Origin of the sequence: Buchnera aphidicola (Hyalopterus amygdali) (assembly GCF_964059015.1) — a bacterium.
Classification (GTDB): Bacteria; Pseudomonadota; Gammaproteobacteria; order Enterobacterales; family Enterobacteriaceae; genus Buchnera; species Buchnera aphidicola_BN.
Genome location: NZ_OZ060383.1, coordinates 625,773 through 632,418 on the forward strand (window position 1 = coordinate 625,773; position 6,646 = coordinate 632,418).

Sequence of the window (6,646 nt, forward strand, 5' to 3'; positions counted from 1 at the left end):
TCTTCAGTAAGATATTTATTCTACATTTCTCAAATAAGGTAATTATTTAGTGAAAACTCCAATTTATTTAGATTATGCATCTACTACCCCAGTAGATTTTAAAGTAGCAAAAAAAATGATGAATTATTTAACAATAGATGGAATATTTGGCAACTCTGCTTCTCGATCTCATAAATTTGGTTGGGAAGCGGAAGAAGCAGTTGATATTGCTCGTAATGAAATAGCTGATCTAATTGAATCAGATCCACGAGAAATTGTATTTACTTCAGGTGCAACTGAATCAAATAATTTAGCTATAAAAGGTGTTTCTTTTTTTCATAGAAAAAAAGGCAATCATATTATTACAAGTAAAACGGAACATAAGTCTGTATTAGATGCTTGTAGATATTTAGAAGGGATAGGTTTTTCTGTAACTTACCTTACACCTAAAAATAATGGAATGATTGATTTAAATGATTTAAAAAAAAATATTAATGATAAAACTATTCTTGTTTCTATAATGCATGTAAATAATGAAACTGGGATTATACAAGATATTGTTAATATATCTAAAATATGTCGATCTAACGATATTTTTTTTCATGTAGATGCTACTCAAAGTATAGGTAAAATACCAGTTACAATAAAAAATTCGTTTATAGATTTAATGTCTTTTTCAGCTCATAAAGTGTATGGCCCAAAAGGGATTGGCGGATTATACGTTCGCAGAAAACCACGTGTTCGTTTATTATCATTATTGCATGGCGGTGGACATGAAAGGGGGATGCGATCAGGAACTTTACCTGTTCATCAGATTGTTGGAATGGGTGAATCATTTAAATTGGCAAAAAAACAAATTAATGATGATTTTACACATTTAACTAATTTAAGAAATGATTTATGGAATGGTATTAAAAATATTGAAGAAGTGTATTTAAATAGTGATTTAAAACAAGGGGCACCTCATATTTTAAATGTTAGTTTTAATTATATTGAAGGTGAATCATTAATTATGGCACTTAAAGATTTAGCTATTTCTTCTGGTTCCGCGTGTACTTCTTCGAGTTTAGAACCTTCATATGTTTTAAAAGCTTTAGGTATTAAAGATGAGTTAGCACATAGTTCTATTCGTTTTTCAATTGGCAGATTTACAACAAGCGAAGAAATTCAACATACAATAAAATCAGTACATGAATCAATTAATAAATTACGAGCACTTTCGCCATTGTGGGAAATGTTTAAATCAGGAGTTGATTTAAATAGTATAGAATGGGATCATAGTTAAAATAATATAATTAAAAAATTGATAAGGTAGAACAAAATGACTTATAGCAAAAAAGTTATGGATCATTATGAAAATCCACGTAATGTGGGATCGTTTTCTAGTTCTGACATTAATGTTGGGAGTGGATTAGTTGGAGCTCCTGCTTGTGGTGATGTCATGAAATTACAAATCAAAGTAAATGAAAAAGGTGTTATTGAAGATGCCTGTTTTAAGACATACGGCTGCGGATCTGCAATAGCATCTAGTTCATTAGTAACAGAATGGATTAAAGGTAAATCTATAAAAGAAGCAGAATCAATTAAAAATACAAGAATAGTAGAGGAATTAGAATTACCTCCAGTCAAAATACATTGTTCTATTTTAGCAGAAGATGCTATTAAAGCAGCAATTGCCGATTATAAAAACAAAAAAAATAAAAATTAAATTTTAAGGTGCTATTTTTTAATGTTGAAAGAAATGATTCTTTCAACATTTTATTTTAATAATCATGTTTTTTAAGTATCTTTTTAATTTGGATGATTTATGGATTATTTTAAATTGTTTAATTTACCCCAAAAATATACAATTAATAAATTTTTGCTTACTGAAAATTTTTATAAATTACAATTGAAATTTCATCCTGATTTATTTACGAATAACTCTCGAGATGAAAAAAAAATAGCTTTAAAAAAGTCAATAGAAATAAATAGAGGATATCAAATTTTAAAAGATTCTTTAAGCAGAGCGATTTATTTACTTTCCCTAAATGGTTTAAAAATTAGCAAGGAAAAATTTTCTGCTCATGATCAGATTTTTTTAAAAAAGTATTTTTTTTTACATGAAGAATTAGATTATTTAATAAAGCATGATGACAAAAAAGTTAAATTAGATATTTTATTTGAGAAAGTTAAAAAAAAGATACAAAATTATGAAGAAAAAATTGAAGTTGAATTCAATAAAAAAAATTGGAATCAAGTAATCAAACTAATAGCAGGACTTTTATTTTTTAAAAAAATACAGGATCGCTTTAAAAAATAAAAGTAACTTATTCGAATTAAGAATTAGGATTTTTTAAATGGTTTTTTTTAAAGATAAAATTAAACAGAAATTAGTTTTAGGTGTTGATTTTGGAACTACTTATTCTCTTTTATCTAGTATAAATAAAAATGATGTTATTTTATTAAGAGATGATAAAGATCGTTATCTTTTGCCATCTATTGTTCATTATAAAAAAAATAAAATTTTAGTTGGTTGGAAAGCTGAAGAAAAATTAGTTGAAGATTCATTAAATACTATTACTTCAGTAAAACGTTTAATTGGTCGTTCTTTTGACTTTGTGAAAAGAGAATTTCCGATATTACCATATGTTATAGAAGAAAATAAAAAAGATGGAGGTATTTTATTTCATACAGATGGTGGAATTTTTAGTCCAATAGATGTTGTTGCTACAATATTAAAATTTTTAAAAGAAAAAGCATGTAGTTTTTTTAATCGTGAAATTGGTAAAACAGTAATTACTGTTCCTGCATACTTTAATAATATTCAAAGAGAATCGATAAAAAAAGCTGCCAATTTAGCCAAAATTAATTTAATTAGATTATTAAATGAACCAACATCTGCTGCCCTTGCGTATGGTTTGCAATTACATAAAAATGGAATTATTGTTGTTTATGATTTAGGAGGAGGTACTTTTGATATTTCTGTTCTGAAATTAAATAAGGGAATATTTGAAGTTTTAGCAACAGGTGGTGATTCTAATTTAGGTGGAGATGATTTTGATATTTGTTTATCTAGCTATATTTATAAAAAAGCAAAATTATCAAATATATGCAATAATATTTTTCAATCTTTACTTCTTAAAAAGGCAAGAGAGATTAAATTAAAATTAACTCAAAATGAAAAAGTAAAAATAAATTTTTTTGATTGGCATGGAGAGATTTCTCGTGATGAATTTAATTTAATTATTAAAAATTTAGTAAAGAAAACACTATTAATTTGTTCTAATATTCTTAAAGAAATTGAGATTAAGGTAGAAGATGTTAAAGAAATTATTATGGTGGGTGGATCAACACGTGTTCCTATTATTTTTACAGAAGTAAAAAATTTTTTTAAAAAATCGCCATTAATTTCTATAAATCCAGATCAAGTCGTTGCAATAGGTGCGGCAATACAATCAAATATGCTTGTTCAAAATAATTATTATAAAAGAACAGTTTTATTAGATGTCATACCACTCTCATTGGGTATTGAAGTCATGGGTGGTTTTGTAGAAAAAATTATTTTACGTAATACTTCTATACCTATTTCGAAAACAAAAGAATTCACGACTGCCAAAGATAATCAAACCGCCATTGTTATTCATATATTACAAGGAGAAAGAGAACTAGTAAAAGATTGTATTTCGCTTTCAAAATTTGTTTTAAAAAACATTACTCCTAAGAAAGCCGGTATGGTTCGTATTTTAGTTACATTTGAAATAAATGCTGATGGTTTAATTAATGTAAAAGCATTAGAAAAATCTAGTTCTATCGAGAAAACTATTCGAATTAATAATACTTTTTTTTTACAAGACAAAAAAGTCGATAAATTAGTTCATGAATCTAAAATTTATGGTAAAAAAGATTATTATTTAAGAGTTAAACAGGAAAAAAAGAGTGAATCGAAACGTATTTTAAAACTTTTAAGTGATGCTTTATATGAAGATGGAAATTTAATTAGTTTAGAAGAATTGAAAAAAATAAAAGAGAATCAAAGTAAATTAGAAGAATCGATAAATAAAGATGATTTTTTTGCTATGAAATTAAATTTAAAAAAATTAGAGAAAGTTTGCGAAAATTTTTTTTCATTAAGAATTAAAAAAACTATTGATAGTTGTTTAGTTAAAAACTTATTAGATGAGAGTAAGTAATGCCAAAAATTTTCTTTTTACCCCATAGAATTTTACTACCAGAAGGTGGTTGTTTTAAATGTCAAAAGGGTGATACCATTTTAAATGTTGCATTAAAAAATAAAATTAAATTAGAACATGCTTGTGAGAAATCTTGTGCTTGTAGTACTTGTCACTGTATTATAAGACAGGGTTTTCTTTCTCTTTCAGGATGGTCTGAAAAAGAAGAAGATGTATTAGATAAGGCATGGGGTCTTGAACCAACTAGTCGATTAAGTTGTCAAGCGATTGTAGGAGATGTTGATATTCAAGTAGAAATACCCTTTTATAATAATAATCATTCAATAAAAGATTAATTATTTTTTTAAAATATATGGATTAGTACTTTCCTTAAACTCTATCTTTATTGAAGTTCCGTTTGTTTTTAGTTCTTTATTAAAAAAGTTTTTTAAATATTTTTTATATGATAGGGATAAATCTTTTACTTGATTTCCATGTATAATAATTTTCACTGGATTAGAGCTGCCTAAATGTGCGTATTTTAATTTTATTCGTCTTCCATTTATGATTGGAGGTTGATGTTTTTTTATTGCTGTATGCATGGTTTTCATAAGGAATGAAGTATTTATTTTTCTTGTAGATAATTTATATATTTCATTAATAGATTTAAAAATTTCAAATATTCCTTCATTAAGTAGTGCTGATATAAAATGTATTTTTGAGAAAAAACAACATTTTAATTTATTTTTTATTGAATTTTTTAAATCTTTTTTTTCTGAAAAATTTAATAAATCCCATTTGTTAAAAACAATAATTAATGGTTTTCCGGATTCTTCAATAAAATTTGCTAATAACAGATCTTGCTTGCAAATTTTATTTATTGCATCTATTACTAGCAATATGACATTTGATTTTTCAATTGTTTGTAAAGTTTTAATTGTAGAAAATTTTTCAATTATTTTATTGTTTGATTTTCTAGATAACCCAGCAGTATCGATGAAAATATAATTTTTTTTATTGTACTGAATAGGTACATGTATACTATCTAATGTTGTACCGGGGATTTCAGAAGTAATTAATCTTTTTTTCATTATTATTTTATTAATTAATGTTGATTTTCCAACATTTGGTTTTCCTATACATGCAATTTTTATTGAAAGTTTTTCTTGATCAGTATATTTTTTTGTTTTTTCTTTTAGGTCATTAATTGTAAAATTTTTTTTTATCCAAGGAGTTAAATACTTAATAATAAGATTATTAATTCCTTGGTTATGACTAGCAGAAATTTTTACATTATCTTTAAAACCTAGTGAATAAAATTCATTAATTTTAGAGTCTTCTTTAATCCCATCTATTTTATTAATTACAACAATTGTTTTTTTTTGATATTTTCTTATTTTTTTAGCAATTTCATATTCTTCAGGCATAACTCCGTCACGAGCGCTTACTATAAATAAAATAACATTGCATTCTTCGATAGCTATCAATGTTTGTTCATGACTTTCTTGATCTGATTTTTTTGAATCAGAATTTATCCCACTTGTATCAATTATGATAATTTTTTTATTTTTTTCTAAATAAAAAGATCCATAATTTCTATCTTTAGTAAGACCTGGGTAATTTGCAACCAGTGCATTTCTGGTTTTGCTTAATACATTAAATAAAGTAGATTTTCCTACATTAGTGCGTCCAATTAATACAATGACAGGTAACATTTTAAACATCCATTTTTATTTTAAATTTGCATTTATTTTGTTTTTTGCTTCGTTGATTTTTATGTTAATTATTTCTTTAAATGTATTATTTTTTTCGAAAATTTTACTTGTTTCCCATGCTAATATTGCTTTTTTTATTTTTTTTTCATTCATAAAAATGTCTCCTTTCATATTTTCTACTATATTTTTCCAGTTATTGTCTTTTATTTCCTTTAGTATTTTAATTGCTTCTTCATGTTTTTTTTCTTGAATTTTTATTTTTGCAATTCTTAATTTAATCATGTTTTTTATATTTTCTTCTTTTACATATTTTAATCCATTATTTAATTGGATAACAGCTTTATCTAATTTATTATCTGAAATATATTTTTTTGCTAAAAAAAGAGAAATTAAAGTTCCATAAATGTTTTTTTTTTCTAAAATATAATTTTCAATTTTGTTTAAATTTTGATTTTTTTTTGCATTTATTTTTTTAATTATTTCTTCATATTGAATTTTTTTAAAGTTTAGTTTTTGTTTTTTTTGTATTGTAAAAAAATATATAAAAAATGTTGTAATAACAACGAAAAATAGAATTAAAAATTTTATTTTTTTTATTTTTTTTATTTGATTTAAATGCATCTTTATTTGCCTTATTTTTTAATTTAATTTTAATTTTTATATGAAATATTTTTTTAAAAAGTATTTTTTTATGTATTTTTAGTCATGAATGCAATGTTAAATTTTTAAATTTTTTTATTTTAATCAATTTTTGTTCAAATAAAAACATAAAAAAAAAGTTATCCTCATGAAATACACTAA

At 24.2% G+C, this 6,646-nt stretch carries 7 protein-coding genes; 5 read left to right on the forward strand and 2 right to left on the reverse strand.

The window, feature by feature from the left end; genetic code table 11:
- Positions 1-49: 49 nt before the first annotated feature.
- The 5 genes from AB4W74_RS03060 to fdx all read left to right on the forward strand — a co-directional run bounded on the left by AB4W74_RS03060 (position 50) and on the right by fdx (position 4,486).
- On the forward strand, positions 50-1,264 hold the full coding sequence (locus tag AB4W74_RS03060; protein ID WP_367681973.1) for an IscS subfamily cysteine desulfurase: 1,215 nt from the start codon (positions 50-52) through the stop codon (positions 1,262-1,264).
- A 36-nt stretch (positions 1,265-1,300) separates the two neighbouring features.
- Positions 1,301-1,687: a Fe-S cluster assembly scaffold IscU gene (gene iscU / locus AB4W74_RS03065; protein ID WP_367681974.1), complete on the forward strand. Its 387-nt coding sequence runs from the start codon at positions 1,301-1,303 to the stop codon at positions 1,685-1,687.
- 99 nt (positions 1,688-1,786) lie between these two features.
- The gene (hscB, locus tag AB4W74_RS03070) at positions 1,787-2,281 is read left to right on the forward strand and encodes a Fe-S protein assembly co-chaperone HscB (RefSeq protein WP_367681975.1); all 495 of its coding nucleotides are present in this window, start codon (positions 1,787-1,789) and stop codon (positions 2,279-2,281) included.
- Positions 2,282-2,318: 37 nt separating this feature from the next.
- On the forward strand, positions 2,319-4,151 hold the full coding sequence (hscA, locus tag AB4W74_RS03075) for a Fe-S protein assembly chaperone HscA (RefSeq protein WP_367681976.1): 1,833 nt from the start codon (positions 2,319-2,321) through the stop codon (positions 4,149-4,151).
- Positions 4,151-4,486: an ISC system 2Fe-2S type ferredoxin gene (gene fdx / locus AB4W74_RS03080; RefSeq protein WP_367681977.1), complete on the forward strand. Its 336-nt coding sequence runs from the start codon at positions 4,151-4,153 to the stop codon at positions 4,484-4,486. Before hscA ends, fdx begins: the two co-directional genes overlap by 1 nt.
- On the opposite strand, the gene der is transcribed toward fdx, so the two are convergent.
- Together der and AB4W74_RS03090 are read right to left on the reverse strand one after the other, a co-directional pair.
- The gene (der, locus tag AB4W74_RS03085) at positions 4,487-5,845 is read right to left on the reverse strand and encodes a ribosome biogenesis GTPase Der (RefSeq protein WP_367682262.1); all 1,359 of its coding nucleotides are present in this window, start codon (positions 5,843-5,845) and stop codon (positions 4,487-4,489) included. It abuts the gene before it with no gap.
- Between the two features lie 15 nt (positions 5,846-5,860).
- Complete coding sequence (locus tag AB4W74_RS03090) at positions 5,861-6,466, reverse strand: YfgM family protein (RefSeq protein ID WP_367681978.1); 606 nt, start codon at positions 6,464-6,466, stop codon at positions 5,861-5,863.
- Positions 6,467-6,646: the final 180 nt, after the last annotated feature.